The 15,081-nt window shown below is 51.9% G+C and carries 15 protein-coding genes and 1 pseudogene; 8 read left to right on the top strand and 8 right to left on the bottom strand.

Translation table 11 applies throughout. The features are described from left to right. The first annotated feature begins 259 nt into the window (after positions 1-259). Positions 260-550, top strand: coding sequence for a LysR substrate-binding domain-containing protein (locus AC19YS_RS15655; protein WP_153425704.1), 291 nt, complete (start codon positions 260-262; stop codon positions 548-550). Positions 551-731: 181 nt separating this feature from the next. On the opposite strand, the gene namA is transcribed toward AC19YS_RS15655, so the two are convergent. Next, positions 732-1,799, bottom strand: a complete 1,068-nt coding sequence (namA, locus tag AC19YS_RS15650) for an NADPH dehydrogenase NamA (RefSeq protein ID WP_070413574.1) — start codon at positions 1,797-1,799, stop codon at positions 732-734. Positions 1,800-1,967: 168 nt separating this feature from the next. Beyond that, positions 1,968-2,318 carry a winged helix-turn-helix transcriptional regulator gene (locus AC19YS_RS15645; protein ID WP_153332835.1) on the bottom strand — a complete coding sequence of 117 codons (351 nt, stop codon included), beginning with the start codon at positions 2,316-2,318 and terminating at the stop codon, positions 1,968-1,970. Between the two features lie 275 nt (positions 2,319-2,593). Between AC19YS_RS15645 and AC19YS_RS15640 the strand changes: the two genes are divergently transcribed. Continuing rightward, entirely contained in the window at positions 2,594-2,806 is a 213-nt protein-coding gene (locus tag AC19YS_RS15640; RefSeq protein WP_070413572.1) for a hypothetical protein, read from the top strand. A gap of 61 nt (positions 2,807-2,867) precedes the next feature. Continuing rightward, the gene (locus AC19YS_RS15635) at positions 2,868-3,050 is read left to right on the top strand and encodes a hypothetical protein (RefSeq protein ID WP_070413571.1); all 183 of its coding nucleotides are present in this window, start codon (positions 2,868-2,870) and stop codon (positions 3,048-3,050) included. 64 nt (positions 3,051-3,114) lie between these two features. Here the strand turns inward: AC19YS_RS15635 and AC19YS_RS15630 are convergent, their stop codons facing one another. Continuing rightward, complete coding sequence (locus AC19YS_RS15630) at positions 3,115-3,933, bottom strand: CHAD domain-containing protein (protein ID WP_070413570.1); 819 nt, start codon at positions 3,931-3,933, stop codon at positions 3,115-3,117. 110 nt (positions 3,934-4,043) lie between these two features. Between AC19YS_RS15630 and AC19YS_RS15625 the strand changes: the two are divergent. Next, positions 4,044-4,618 (top strand): annotated as a pseudogene (locus AC19YS_RS15625) (DNA/RNA non-specific endonuclease); the annotation flags it as partial. 113 nt (positions 4,619-4,731) lie between these two features. Here the strand turns inward: AC19YS_RS15625 and AC19YS_RS15620 are convergent. From AC19YS_RS15620 to AC19YS_RS15610, 3 genes are all read right to left on the bottom strand, one after another. After that, positions 4,732-5,445 (bottom strand): histidine phosphatase family protein, encoded by a 714-nt coding sequence (locus AC19YS_RS15620; RefSeq protein ID WP_070413569.1) that lies wholly within the window; start codon positions 5,443-5,445, stop codon positions 4,732-4,734. 167 nt (positions 5,446-5,612) lie between these two features. Further along, positions 5,613-5,927, bottom strand: a complete 315-nt coding sequence (locus AC19YS_RS15615) for an EthD family reductase (protein ID WP_054895773.1) — start codon at positions 5,925-5,927, stop codon at positions 5,613-5,615. A 305-nt stretch (positions 5,928-6,232) separates the two neighbouring features. After that, positions 6,233-7,300, bottom strand: a complete 1,068-nt coding sequence (locus AC19YS_RS15610; protein WP_078468115.1) for an LLM class flavin-dependent oxidoreductase — start codon at positions 7,298-7,300, stop codon at positions 6,233-6,235. Here AC19YS_RS15610 and AC19YS_RS15605 point away from each other — a divergent pair. From AC19YS_RS15605 to AC19YS_RS15590, 4 genes are read left to right on the top strand one after another with little or no spacing between them, the layout of a single operon-like run. Further along, positions 7,277-8,383, top strand: a complete 1,107-nt coding sequence (locus AC19YS_RS15605; RefSeq protein WP_231740685.1) for a DUF1329 domain-containing protein — start codon at positions 7,277-7,279, stop codon at positions 8,381-8,383. The genes AC19YS_RS15610 and AC19YS_RS15605 overlap by 24 nt on opposite strands. Before the next feature lie 20 nt (positions 8,384-8,403). Beyond that, a complete protein-coding gene (locus tag AC19YS_RS15600; protein WP_070413567.1) occupies positions 8,404-10,116 on the top strand; it encodes a DUF1302 domain-containing protein in 1,713 nt (570 codons plus the stop codon). 8 nt (positions 10,117-10,124) lie between these two features. Next, entirely contained in the window at positions 10,125-12,524 is a 2,400-nt protein-coding gene (locus AC19YS_RS15595; protein WP_070413566.1) for an efflux RND transporter permease subunit, read from the top strand. 17 nt (positions 12,525-12,541) lie between these two features. After that, positions 12,542-13,522, top strand: a complete 981-nt coding sequence (locus AC19YS_RS15590; protein ID WP_500602195.1) for a WD40/YVTN/BNR-like repeat-containing protein — start codon at positions 12,542-12,544, stop codon at positions 13,520-13,522. A gap of 76 nt (positions 13,523-13,598) precedes the next feature. On the opposite strand, the gene AC19YS_RS15585 is transcribed toward AC19YS_RS15590, so the two are convergent. Further along, positions 13,599-13,889 (bottom strand): chorismate mutase, encoded by a 291-nt coding sequence (locus tag AC19YS_RS15585; RefSeq protein ID WP_054895786.1) that lies wholly within the window; start codon positions 13,887-13,889, stop codon positions 13,599-13,601. A gap of 129 nt (positions 13,890-14,018) precedes the next feature. Beyond that, positions 14,019-14,885 (bottom strand): fumarylacetoacetate hydrolase family protein, encoded by an 867-nt coding sequence (locus AC19YS_RS15580; protein ID WP_070413564.1) that lies wholly within the window; start codon positions 14,883-14,885, stop codon positions 14,019-14,021. Positions 14,886-15,081 lie beyond the last annotated feature (196 nt).

The following is a 15,081-nucleotide window of genomic DNA, read 5'->3' as shown; positions in this document are numbered from 1 at the left end:
TAGCCCATTTGCTCGCCCATCGCTTGCCTGAATTCCGGGCCAAATATCCAGAAATCACACTTTAGATGTCTGCACAGCCTCAACAGGTATCGTTGAGCCGACGCGAAGCTAGGTGGCATTACGCCTGACCCGTCCCGAAGAACCCAATGATGTTGTGCGCAAAATTGGCCATATTCCGTATGCCTTGCATGCCAGTCCCAACTAAACATTCTTTGATAGTCCAGACAGGTGGGCATTCATCGTTTACGACGCACAATTTGTGGATCTGCCGCAACAACAGTGGCTTCTGAACATTGCTGGCGAGCGTCGAATTGGATGTGAGCTAAGCGATGTTAGTAGTCAATTGGTGGTTGCATGCTCTGGAGCTGGGATTGCTGGATCACCAAGATTTCTCGGCGATGCACAACCAGGACTGAAACGCATCGAATATGACGGCGCACCCTTTTCAAGAAACGTCTGGCTAGTGGTTCACCACGATTTGAAACGCTCGGTTCCTATCAGAGCTGTGATGGACTTTCTTACCCACACGTCAAAATCCGTACGCCTGTAATTGCTGACAGCCTCAAACACTGAATATCCCTGGAGCCCGATCTCGAAGATGGCGCTATACCCAGTAAAACTGAACAGACTAAGATTGACCGCCTCGCCTGAGCAGAAACGGATCGTAAAACCCCTGACGCTGCGTGGCGCATCAGGGGTAAATTTAACAAGCCTTTATGTTTTTAGGCGCATCAGTTTTCGGTCAAAGGAGCTGCTGGCAACGGCGGCTGACTGCGCTGCCACACCGAACCGTAGCGGGTGTATTGCGGAGGCACAGGGATAGCTGTGCGCAACTCATCGGCGGCAGTGCGAGCCCAGAAGGGATCTCGCAACATATCTCGGCCAACCAGCACTATGTCTGCCCTACCGTTCTGGACGATCTCTTCCGCCTGACGACCACTTTCGATCAGGCCCACCGCCCCCGTCATGATGCCCAGTTCACGACGCAGCAATTCAGCCGCAGGAACCTGGTAGGCAGGAAAAGCGTTCACTTTGACCATTGCAATGCCACCCGATGAACAGTCGATGAGGTCAACTCCCTGCTCTTTCATCCACTTGCCGTAGATCAGGAAATCTTCAGGAGTATTGCCGCCTTCGGTGTAATCGGTCGAAGAAATACGGACAAACAACGGGCCTTTCCATTCGGACCGAACAGCGTCAATTACTTCTCGGACGATACGATAACGATTCTCGTGACTGCCGCCATATTCGTCGGTGCGATGGTTAGCCAGCGGAGAGAGAAACTCGTTCAGGAGGTAGCCATGTGCGGTATGTACTTCTACAACATCGAAATCAGCTTCGCGGGCGCGACGTGCGCCTTGGCGGAATGCCTCAACGACGCCTTTGATGCCGTATAGGTCGAGCGCCTGAGGTACTTGCGAATCCTTGGTAAACGGAATAGCCGATGGGGCAATAGACGGCCCCGGAACGCCCAACTGACGACCTGCGTGGCCCAGCTGACAGCCTGCCTTGGCGTCAAAGCGTTGAATGGTTTTCACCAGCCTTGCCAGCCCCCCAACTTGTGCATCGTCCCAGATACCGATATCGCCGGGGCCAATAACGCCGTTGCAAAGGATGGCTGTGGTTTCCAAAAAAACGAGCCCTGCGCCGCCCAATGCTCGAGCACCGTAATGCACGGTATGAAAATCAGTGACGCATCCGTCTTCGCTTGCCGAGTGCATGCACATTGGAGACATTGCAATTCGGTTGCGAAGTGTTAACCCACCAATGGTTACGGGTTCAAAAAGTTTTGCGGCCAAAATTCAGATACTCCAATAGTTTGCTCAAGAATGCGCGGGGCACGTGCTTCTGCTCTCTACGCGTTTTGAACAAGGCTATCGAAGATAATAAAAACGTAAATACTGCAAAAATTTGCATATAGTACGCTTAAGCGTACTGCAAGAGTCCGAGCAACTGGCCTTAAGCTTCTAGCTAATCATGGGGGCGATGTCGGACTTTCCGCCAGGTGGCTGCTCGTCCGCCCTCATCTGAGCGGCAGTGGTCATGCCCCGACGCTTCAACCACGCATCTCCCCAGTCACATAGTCCCAGGATAAAAGGCTCAAGGCTTCGGCCCTCATCACTAAGTGCGTATTCGACCTTGGGCGGTACTACTGGGTAGACAGTTCGCACTAGGAGACCGTCTTCTTCCATATCCCGAAGCTGCTTGATCAGCAACCTAGGCGGCACTCCAGTGAGACGTCGCTGCAATTGGTTGAAACGGTGTGTGCCATCCAGTAGCAGGTGATAAAGGATTACGCCCTTCCACTTTCCACCCATGATGTGCAGTGCGGCCTCTATAGAGCACCCAGGGGCACCATCATAATTACGAAGCTTGGTCACAACGGTCTCCAAAGGGCAGTACGCTTTATGGCACTACCTACAAATTTATGGCGTTTTTCTAACAAGACCCAGTGACTGTACCACGTCCGAAGTGGCCAACACGTCTTGGGCCGATTACTCTCGGCTGCACCACCTACAAGGGATAGGTTGATGATTCAGCACACCCTACCTGACGCTGCTAGTCTTCCAGTTCACTCCGAGGAAATGTCGACATGTCAGCCCCTCCCCAATTACCGGACATACTTGAAACCCTCCACGAAAACGAACTCGCGCTTGCCGACGCCATTGAGTCGATAGCAATGTGGATAGATCAGAGGGGATCCATCGGCGTTTCCAGCACCGCCCTCGGTGGTATCACCACGCTCGAATTGAATGCCGAGTCCGTCAGAAAGGGCATTGAACCACCGAGAGAAACCGCCAAATGAAACCTAGTTACTCATTCTCTGTATCGCTTGAGAATCGATACCTCATGAAAGGATTCTCGTGATGCTGATCAAAATCGAAGAGACAGAGACGCCCGAAGACTGGCTCGTGTGGATGAATGCATGGCGCGTTAAGTTTCACAGTTATGCCGAAGCCGAAGCCTTCGTCAAAAGGCTGGAGGGTCGCATAAATGCAGCCCACCCTTTACCTATCAGCATAAGTAGACCTATGGCTGAAGTGTCTTGAAGAGAATTCGTTGCCAGATCAAAAAACGTCATCGCTTTGTAACCCTCCAGCCGTAATACTGCGTCTATTCAACGCCTGCTGTTTTTTCTGCTGCCACATTAGGCGGCTTTTTTTTGCCTGAGGACGTTGGCAGCAATTTCTCCAGGTCAGCTAACTGAGCCTCAGCTTTCTCGAGCGCCGTCGCGGCGCATCGCCGCCAGACCTCTTCCAGCTGGTGTAGATCTGATTCGACCAATGCTTTTTGACACCACTGATAATGGTCGTGCCAGGCACCCAGGGCCGATTGAAGGGCCTTGAGAGAGCTTGCCGCCTTACCCGAAAGCGGTGACAGCTTGGGAAAAGCCTCTGTCAGGTAGCGAGTTCGCTTGACCAGGATTCTCAACTCGTGCCGATCAGATTCAGCGTCATCTACCGCCGCATGCAATCGGTCGATCTGCTTAGTCAGTGATTTTTCAATTTGAGACTGGACGTGCTGCAAACCGCCGTTGATCTCAGCCAAGCGAAAGATTGAAGGCCACTCATCCAACTGAGTGAACAGATTCTTGAGGGCCGGGCTTTTTAGAATCTTTGAATAGTCATAATCCAAGTGCGCTTTGCGGAACTGCGCAAGGTCAGGAAAGCCCCTTTCCTCTAGCTCCTCAATCAACACCTCAAGATCGCGCGCCGGCGTGGTTAGCCTTCCGACTTCCGCCGCAACATTATTCAGCGCCATGACTTCGCTAATCGAACGCATCGGTCGGAGTAGGCTCCGGATGCGCCTCACAGATATTCTGAGGTCATGCAAAGCCTCGCTGTCAGTCCTCGCTTCCAACCGTGCACGGGAGTGATACAGGGCGATCTGAAGGGTCAGTATCTCAGCAACGAACTCGTCAACGAAGGACATGCAGTCATCTCTTTGAAGCGTTATGGATACGAGCTTAGCAGAAGCGCAAGTCGTCAAATATTGATCCTGCTCGCGATTTGATAAGGCCATCAATGACCTAGCCTGAATGCTATGATGGTCGTGTGCCTATGAGCGCCCAGGTGGGCAACGAGCTCTACGCGAGCAACGGCCTGGACCGTGGCCATTTGGTGCGCAGGCAAGACCCTATAGGGGCGAAGAAGCGACCATCGCCAACCTCGACACCTTTCACTTCACTAACTGCTCGCCGCAGATGAGCGCGTTCAACCAGAAGACCTAGTTGGAACTTGAGGAGTACATTCTCGACAATACACGGCGCTGGAAGGCCCGAGCCACTGTGTTTACAAGCCCGGTGCTGGCTGAAGATGACCGTGTTTACCGTGGTGTCAAAATCCCCAAAGCATTCTGGAAAGTGGTGGCCTATTTGGGGGATGACGGCAAACCTTCCGCTAGCGCTTATATGATCGACCAGAGCCGTCACCTCGATCAGTTGGACTCGGTGTTTGGCCAACTCAGAACCTACCGCCGCAGCGTGTTGCAAATCGAGCAAATGGCCTGTATTCGTCTTGCCAACTTGGCCGACTATGACGGGTTCAGCAACGAAGAACGCGCGACGGGCACGCACATTGAAGCGCTTATCCAAGGAACAGAGGATATCCGGCTTTGAGCAACATAGCCGCAGGTGGACAAAGCTTATCTGTGCTGTGATGCAGGCTACTTGCCTTAGAACGGTGCTTGGGCCAAGTTTGAACCGGACGCCAATAAGTAACGCGGGTGTGGTCAGCTAACCGTCAATACCGTCTGTGAGTCGGCGACTTTGCAAAGGTCGTAGGGCGTTATGTTGATTCCTCGCACCAGTCGCTTCAATACCTGAGTACCCACTACGTCGAGGTCAATGATATTGAGGCATGCAGAGTCCTGCTTCAGAGAACTCATGATATGACGATCTGAACCCATAGCCCAGGCCAGCAACACACGGCCAACCGCGTCGTGGCTGACGAGTAGAAGCGATCTCCATGCTGGCTCGCCAATGAGCCGAAAAAATTGCTCAAGCACCCGATTTTCAAAGCTGTCCCAATGCTCTCCCCCCAAAAATGTGCCATCACCTTCGCCTATGGTTTCGTAGGCCTGGCATACTCGGTCATCAGGGTGCTGTGGGGTGATTTTACTGAAGCAACCTGCTTTTATATCGCTAAACGCTTTAGCTTGCTCAAGCATGCTTTCCTGCTCGTCCAGCAAGATATTTGCGGTTTGTCGAGCACAAGAATAATCGGAGCACACAGCCCGATCGAAAGCCACATGTTGCATCATCACCGAGAGCTCTCGGACCTGACGAACTCCTTTATCAGACAGGTCGACACTCCGAGGATCCAGCGCCATACCGTCATCGCTTAGCCGCTTCACATGCCCGCTAATGACTAGATAACAACGTCTCCTGCGAAGATTCGCCGGGTAGACCGGAGTATGTTCGGCTGCATGTGCGTCGATTTTCATAGCGCCACCCTGTGATTGCTTATGCTTAGAGACAAGAACGCCGATCGCGTTGAACCCTCATCAGGTCATGATCCACGTTTGACCGCTATCGGACATTGCAGCAGCAATAAAGTCACCAATACATGACCGCACCGAAGAGAAGCTCAGTGCGGTCACGGTCTGGCTCGTTACTGAAGGCTATCTTTGACTTCCATTACCAACGCAGTCATGCCCCCGGTTGCGAAATTGGCAGCGTCCATTGATGCCTTCATCCCCTCAGACGAGTACTGAGAGTCTTCTAACGACTTGAGATCTTCATAACCTAGCAAGGCGATACGATAGTAAGGACCTCCGCCACCAATGATGGTTATAGGGCCCTCACTAACAGAGAAGCTTTTCAGATGCGGCATTTTCTGGACCAGTGGAATATGAACATCTTTGTAATACTGATCGAACGCTTCTGAATCCGTTGGAACGCCATAAAGCACTATAATTTGGTACATGGATTATCCTCGCTCTATTAATGGTAGATCTTTATATGACAACGGCTCCCTTAAGATCATTGACAGTCAGTATTCGGGCATAAAAGCTTACCCGTGCACTGTTCAAGACCGTCAACTGCCCAGTTTCGCCTTATAACATCACCGCTTTACTCCACATCGACCTCATTGCCTTACAGCGCTGCGAACCCTATACACAAACGCGCACGCAGCCAGAAATTTCAGCTCTTTAGCTTGACTCGAAAATCGATGTGGCAACCAGGTCCCCCAATAACAGGCGCGAGACTTTCTTACCTGATGGGGTCTACTCAATTCTTATGAAAATGAGGAAGAACGTGCTCTCCCAGAAGATTGAGAGTCTGCATGTGCTGTTCGTGGGTCATCGCATCAACAGTCAAAATGACCTCATCCACTCCGCGTCTCTCGAGCGCCTTCAGAGATTCAATAATATCATCAGGCGTGCCCACCATAATGGATGGACTAAGTTCTATAAGCTTCTCAAGATTGCGCTTATATTCCTCAATCTTCTGGATACCACCAAAGTATTCGTATGAAGATTCTTTCGCCAGAGGCAAGTAGATATCCAGAATGAACTGGACATAGCCGTAAGCCCTCATCCGTACTTCCGCCATCGCGGTCGCCCGATCTTTTGCGCAATGAACGATTGGTACATAATAGCCATAAGAATTGTTTACTTGGCCATTCACGGGTTTAGCACTTCCGATTGAATCGCGGTAAGCACCGATGCATTCGTCCACGTAGTCCCACCCGAAAAAATTGTCAAAGGTAAGAATTCCAACACCGTACTCAGCTGCCAATTTGTGAGACTCGGGGCCAGAACTTACGGAGAACAGATGGGGAGAAGGTTTTTGCAACGCCCTCGGGTTAACCTTAACCTCTTCGAAAGGCCAATACTGACCATCAGAGTTTGACACAACGCCTTTTGTCAAAGCCTGGCCAATAATGGTTATGGCCTCTTTCCACCGATCCCTAGTCTCGGACGGCTTGACACCAAATGCTTGCATTACGAGCTTGTTGTTACCGCGCGCCGTACAAAGCTCAGCCCGCCCTTTCGACAATATGTCAAGCGTGGCCAGGCGCTCTGCTACTGTAATTGGATTGTGGAAGGGGATCGTTACAGCCATGTACCGAATAATGATGTCTTTGGTAAGCGCTGCAACAGCGCCATAGAGCGCGTCGGGGGCTGAGATGGTCGGACCATCAATGAAGTGGGCTTCAGAGGTGCCCCAGCAATAAAAACCTAGCTCGTCCGCACGTACCGCCTCGCGGATCATGTCATCAAATCTGATGCGCCGCTGTACACGGTCGATGCCAGTAATGTTGATAAGTATGTGGGCCTGCTGAACCCCGGCCAAGCCGCTCTTGTCAAGGGTATCAAGGGCTACAGCATGCCCGTGTATCCATCACGTCGAACATGTGGCGTGCCTGACTTTGTAGCAGAGAACACTAAGAAGAACCTCGGGTTTGCAAAGATGAGTGCCGATGGCACGGCCCTGGCCGATGCCTACACGCCCGGCGTCCCCTTTCTCGAGCCTAAAACAGGGGCCGAGGCGATGTGGAATGCAAAAATGCGTTACCGCGGCGTAGGGATGGAACTAAGCCGTCTGACCACGTCCATTTCACCGCGTAAGGGTGGCTCGGATTGGATAAAGCTTACATCCGATCTATACACCTATATGCCGTGGGCGATAAAGAACGGAACAAAGTTTGCGGACGCAGGCAATGTAGAGGCGATGACGTACTTCAGTTACGTCTCCCCTGTGGCATTGGCGGGCCAGGCTGCAACCTACACGAGCAGCGCTGATAAACCGGCGGAGGTTTTCTACTATTTCCCAGGACAACGGCGCACCCGTCGCATGCCTACGTACTCTTACGACGCTCCGCAGATTGGCTACGAAAATCAGTACAACGTTGATGAGTCGTACACGTTTTCAGGTTTACTGGACCGTTTCGACTGGAAACTCGTAGGCAAGAAAGAGATGGTGGTTCCCTACAACGCCTTGGGGATGTACGACTTCAATGCCAAGCATGAAGACGTATTGCAGCCTGAGTTTGTCGCCGCCGCACAGCGTCGCTATGAATTACACCGTGTATGGGTCGTCGAGGCGACGGTAAAACAAGGCATGCGCCATTCTGCTCCGAAGCGGACCTTTTACATAGATGAAGACAGTTGGGCGCTCCTTGGTGCTGTTGATTACGACGCTCAGGGCAATATTTCGAAAGTACGCGAAGGATACGTAATCCCCGTGTATGAAACCGGAACATGCGATTCTCTTGCATTTGCTCAATATAACTTATCTGAAGGCCGCTACTTGGTAGATGGGTCACCGATCGGAAGTGGCAAAGACATTAAGTGGATTGTTGATGGTGCCGGAAACCCTCACATGAAAGCGGGATTTTATACGACTGAAAACCTTCGTGCTATGAGCGAACGATAAAATCACGAGAAATAAATATCATGAAGAATTTTTCGATCCACTACGATGAAGTGTATGTGTTTTCTGTTAAAGCTGCAGCTACAGCCTTGCTGGTGGTTGGCAGCAGCAATGCAAGCGCTTTCAACTTCTCTAACGATGCCGACACGATTCGCGGCAGCCTAGATTCTACAATATCCGCAGGCTCAGGCATTCGCACTGACTCGGCCAGTAAAAGTCTTGTAGCGCCTACTTACAACTCGGCCACCGGGGCAAAGACCGGAAATGGCCATATGGGGCAACTTAGTGGCTTAAGCGATCAAGGTGACATCAACTATGACAAAGGTGATGCATTTACCACATACTTGAAAGGCAGCCACGAACTGCTACTCAAGATGCCTGCCGAAGGATTGTCTTTCATGGCCCGAGGAACGTGGTTGCGTGATGTATCGGCGACAGATACTACAGGCGACACCAGCGGGCAAGATGCCTTCGCCGCGGCCCCACCGGATATCAGGGACGGCCTGGCGTCACACGCGCGAGAAAAACTGGCTTTTCAGTCTCGGTTGCTTGATCTATGGATAAGTAAGACGTTTGACATCGGTGATCAACAAGCCAGAGTTCGAGTCGGCAACCAAGTCATAAGCTGGGGTGAAAGTATTTTCGAAGTCGGCGGTATCAATGCCACAAACGGTATCGATGTTAACCGGGCTTCGCAACCTGGCGCGCAAATCAAAGAGTTCGTATTGCCTGCGCCAATTCTCAGTGTCGCTTCCGGGCTAGGTAATGGATTTAACGCCGAAGTCTATATCCAAGGGCATTGGAACGAGAGCTACTTGCCTCCTGTGGGTAGTTATTGGTCAACCTCCACGGTAGGACCAGGAAGCGGTGCATACGGTGTCCGAACTGAGTCTGCACGCGATAGTGGGCAATATGGATTGTCCTTACGGTACCAACCCGATGGCGCAGCTCTCAGCTTAGGAGTTTATGCCATCACTTACCACGATAAACTTCCGCAAATATCACTCGATGCGAGTGGCACCACGGTTTACATGTATCCGGAAGACCGTCACATGTTCGGTGTTAGTGCAAACTTTCCATTGGGCGATTGGGCGATCGGAACCGAGTTATCCTATCGCCCCAAAGATGCGGTTTCTCTAAATGCTTCTAGCGGTTGTGTTTCGCAGGAGGGCAAATGCTGGGTGGACGAGAAAAAATTCCAATGGCACTTAACATCGCTGTTTACGCTTCAACCCTCAAATTCTGGCGGGCTTCTGAAGTTACTTGGCGCCGATACCGCCACACTGACAACAGAGACCGTGGTAATCGCTTATCCTGGGCTGCACGACAGTTATCAAGGATCGCCAATTGCCGCCGGTGGTTGGCTCTGGGGCAATCAGTCAAACGACCTGGCAGTAACCGGCGCTCTAAATAGCCCAGGTGATTCCAAAGGTACAAAGTACTCGGGTGGGTTGGATGTCGATTTTAACTGGATCTACGATGGCTCGCTAATTGGTGGATGGCAAGTTAACCCAGGGGTTTATGTTCGCAGGGGGATGTTTGGCTATACGCCTAACATTAGCGAACAATTCATGGAAGGAGTCACTTCGGTGAATATGTATGTCAACTTCATACAGAATCCGGCGGACTGGCAGGTCGGTATGAATTATACAAAGTTCCTCGGGCCATCTGATCCGCTCACCAATCCACTCCGCGACCGTGACTTCGTTGGCATCAACGTATCCCGTAATTTCTGAGGCGCTATATGAAGGCATTACCCGAGGCCGAATCCGCGCAGCCGGACTTGCTAGTTCGGATATTGAAAAAGCTCGAGAACATACTTTTCGGTCACAAGCAGCTGGTGCTGGGAGTGCTGATTTTATTCACGACGTTAATGGCGTTTTTTGCCGTTCAGCTACGAATGGATGCTGGATTCGAGAAGCAACTTCCAATGGGTCATGAGTATGTTGCAACGTTCAACCAGTACCGCGGAGAGCTCTTGGGGGCGAACCGACTGACCGTGGTCGTCAGGGCTAGGAATGGTGCCATTTGGACGCAAAATGGATTGAAGCGCGTTTATGACGTTACCCAAACACTCAAGTTTTTACCACACGTGGCGGCCAGTAGCGTTCAATCCCTGTGGACACCAAACTCTTTCGTCACGGAGATCACGGAGGACGGGTTCAGAGCTGACCCGATTATTCCGGGCACTGTGACCCCGGATAGCCTGGACGCCGAATCCATCGCCTCCATTACCGCATCTGCAGTCCAAGGCGGCTTTATTGGCAACCTAGTGGCTCGTGATCAAACCAGCGCGATGGTGACTGCCGACCTGAACGAGGTCGATGCTAAGGGTGAGCATATTGATTATGTCGATTTCGACCGAGAATTGGAGGCACAGCTTCGATCTAAGTTCGAAGACGATCAGTTCGAGATTCAGATCATCGGCTTCGCCAAACAGATTGGTGACATCGCAGAAGGCGCCTCCTCCGTCCTCGAGTTTTGTATCATTGCTTTGTTACTCACTGCTCTGGCTGTCTACTGGTACTGTCGTTCAGTCCGCTTAACGTTGCTACCGCTGGCCTGCTCTCTCGTATCGCTCGTTTGGCAGTTTGGCACTCTGCGCTTGCTTGGCTTCGGGCTTGATCCGCTCGGTGTCCTCGTCCCCTTCCTGGTGTTCGCGATTGGCGTTTCACATGGTATCCAACAGATCAACTTCATCGTTCGTGAACTGGCAAGTGGCAAGTCAATGGACGCGGCTGCCAGATCGAGTTTCAGTGGACTCTTAGTGCCTGGGACACTCGCTTTGGTCACGGCATTTGTCTCGTTTATAACCTTGATTTTGATGCCTATCCCGATGGTCCGAGAGCTCGCCATCACGGCCTCGCTTGGCGTTGCATACAAGATAATCACCAATTTGATTATGCTGCCCTTGTCAGCATCCCTGTTGAAGGTGAGCCATAGCTACGCGCAAGGTGCGGAATTGAAGGCGACTCAGCGCGCGCGCTGGTTGCGGGTTTTGGCACGCATTGCAAAACCTCGAAATGCTGCTGCAGTCTTGTTCATTGCTTTAACAGTGTTTGCAACGGCGGTTTGGCAGAGTCGAGATCGCGTAATAGGAACGCTGCAAGCAGGCGCCCCTGAACTTCGACCGGAGGCACGATTCAACAAGGATGCGGTGTCAATCGCTTCAAGTTATGACGTCGGATTGGACTGGTTAACGGTTGTGTTTGAGGCGCCTCCCATGTCATGTGAAGACGTCCAGATTGGCGTCTACCAAGACCGATTTGTGTGGGCTATGCAGTCTGTAGAAGGCGTCATGTCGGTCCTGTCCTTTTCTTCGCTCTTACGCCAGTACAATGAAGGCTATAACGAAGGAAACCCTAAGATGTCTGTAGTGCCGATCGACTCGGCTAACTACTCCTCAATGGGGGTAGAAATTGCTCGAGTTCCCGGCATCATGCGTAAGGATTGCAGCATGACTGCGGTGCACATCTATCTCACGGACCACAAAGCAACGACCATCAGCCGCGTAATCGAGGCGGCGAAAAAATTTCGCGATAAAGACAAGCTGGCAGGTGTCACCATTCGATTGGCATCGGGCAACGCGGGCATCTTGGCGGCTGTCAACGAAGAGATCGAGCACAGCGAGCTGCCTATGATGCTTTACGTGTATGCGACGATCATTTTGCTGGTGTTTTTCGCCTATCGTGATTTTCGCGCAGTTCTCGCGTGCTGCCTTCCGCTCACAATCGGAACCTTCATTGGTTATTGGTTTATGAAGGAACTGCAGATAGGTCTGACCGTAGCAACGCTCCCTGTGATGGTGCTCGCCGTCGGTATCGGTGTCGACTACGCGTTCTACATATATAACCGGCTGCAGCTTCACATGGCCAATGGTGTAGGTGTCGTCCAAGCTTTGGAACAGTCAATCTTAGAGGTAGGAACTGCCACCATTTTTACCGCCATTACGCTGGCAGTAGGCGTCGCGACCTGGTCATTTTCGGAACTCAAGTTCCAAGCGGACATGGGTAAATTGCTCGCGTTTATGTTCATCGTGAACATGGTGATGGCGATCACTGTTTTGCCTGCTTTCGCGGTTTGGCTTGAACGACTTTTCCCGCGTCGCCGCCCCGTCCGCGTCCCCGGGCTGTTGGCACACTGACCTCTGGAGCAGATAGTATGAAAACGTTATTTAAGCGACAGGCGCGTGTTTTGGCGATTGGCACGGTCGTGATCATGGTTTCAGCATCTTCATTTGCGGATATTGTTGGCCCTCTCGAGCCTACGCCAGCAACGATATCCCCCATAGCGACTCAAGCAGCGATGCTGGCCGCCACCTGGGCTGGCCAGAGAGCTGTGAGTGTTGGCGACAATGGCACGATTTTGTTATCCGACAATCACGGAGCGTCCTTTCAGCAAGCCCAATCGGTGCCGGTCAGTTCAACGCTGACTGGCGTGAGCTTCACTGACGACAAGCATGGTTGGGTTGTGGGGCATTGGGGCGCGATTCTGGCAACGGTCGACGGTGGTGAGCAATGGCAGATCCAACGGCTCGCGCTGACGGAAGATCGGCCGCTGTTCGCAGTCCACTTCTTTGATATTAAACTGGGGCTCGCTGTGGGCCTGTGGTCACTCGTTTTGACCACTCAGGATGGTGGAAAGACCTGGACCGAACAAAAGCCCAACCCTATGGACAAGTCACTGTCTGACCTGAACTTGCTGAGCTTGTTTCCTGATATTAAAGGTGGCGTATACGCAACCAGCGAAAGGGGCCGGTTGCTTCACTCAACCGACGCTGGGCGCAGTTGGGACTACTTGGATACGGGCTACGAGGGTTCTCTGTGGTGCGGGAGGCAGTTAGTCGACGGTACGCTTTTAGTCGGCGGGCAGCGTGGGACAATGCTTCGCAGTGAGGACGATGGAAAGACTTGGGTGCGAGTACCGATTGGCAGGAAAAGCTCGATTACCTCTATCGACGTAAGCGGTCGAGAAGTAATTGCCGTTGGGCTGGATGGACTGCAGATGAAGAGCCTTGACGGTGGCCACACGTTTACAGACATTGCAGCCCCGAATAGAGAATCACTAACTGCGGCTCTTGCTACAGAAGATGGCAAATGGCTGCTCTTTTCCCGCCACGGAATCGTCCATCAGGTTGAATAGTGTTAAGCACGTAGAATGTTTGGAGTACTATACAGCAATGATGCGTGTGCTTACTTAAGGACAAGCACACCCTAGCCTACTTGACCTTACTTTCACTAATGGCCTGGTGATTCACCACGACCTCATCAATAATGGCTCTGAACACCTTTTGGATCACTTCTATGGAGACACCGTGACGTAAAGCCAGGAGGGAATACCTCCTCATTTGCTCAGCTTCGCGAGAAGGATCTACCGCCTCCAGGCACCGGGTGGCCTTTATAACGCCAATCTTGCCCGTAGCGATGAATCTTAGCGCAAGTGTCCTGATGAGTTCCTCATCCAATGTATCAATTTCCGCCCTCAAAATACTCAACTGGTCGTTACTCATACGGGTTGCCTCGTAGACTAGAGCCGCCACACAAGTGTCAGCCTTCGTTTATAACCCCGTCCTTGAAGTTCGCATTTGGGTGACGTTGCACTGCCTGTCCCTAAGAGGTAAGCAACGCATGTTGCCAAGTCAGCATCTATATTCTTCACTTCCCGGATGTGCCACAACGTACTGGCGCTGAAGGCCCAAACCCTGGATCCCTAACTCCATCACATCACCGGCTTTCAAGTAAACCGGAGGTTTTTGTCCCAAGCCGACTCCCGGTGGCGTGCCGGTGCTAATCACATCTCCTGGCATCAGGGTCATATAACGACTGATATGACTGACAAGCTCTGCAACACCAAATACCATCGTACGCGTGTTCCCGCTCTGGTAGCGATGACCATTCACCTCCAACCACATGGATAGGTTCTGCGGGTCCGGTACTTCATCTTTGGTCACCAACCACGGTCCGATAGGGCCAAAGGTGTCGCAGCTCTTCCCTTTTACCCACTGACCACCGTGTTCGAATTGAAAATCACGCTCGGATACATCGTTGATCACAACGTAGCCTGCTACATGACGTAGCGCATATTCAGGAGCTACGTCGCGTGCAACATCGCCAATCACAACACCCAGCTCTACTTCCCAATCACACTTACTCGCCCCCTTCGGTATGATCACAGCGTCGTAGGCCCCGCAGATGGCGGTAGTGGCCTTCATAAATAATATTGGCATCTCTGGCACTGCAACTCCCGAATCGGCAGCATGATCGGCGTAATTAAGCCCTACACAAATAAACTTGCCGACCTGCCCAACAGGAGGCCCGTAACGTACGTTCCCCTCAACCAGAGGAAGAAAAGACGTGTCTATTTCACGTAGCCTTCGGAGGCCGATCTCGGAGAGGTGCGCACCAGCAATATCGTCAATGAAGGCTCCGATGTCGCGCAAAGTCCCTGAAGAGTCCAATATTCCTGGCCTCTCGCTACCCGGTTTACCATAACGGAGCAACTTCATTGTAGGTCCTCTCGAAGCACCAAATTGGATCGACAGCAATGTCAACGATCCATCGGGATCGCGTGCATAGCCCTTGTTAAATAACGTTAAAATTGCATGGTCCTCAGGTATGGCATTAAAAATGCGTTTCCGTGACGCACTGTGGTCTATGCGGCTAGCCGTGTCTGGTTATCGCATGCCCGCTGAAATCGCACGG

The organism is Pseudomonas sp. MF08831 (assembly GCF_059862645.1).
This window is presented reverse-complemented; position numbering and strand designations above follow the sequence as displayed.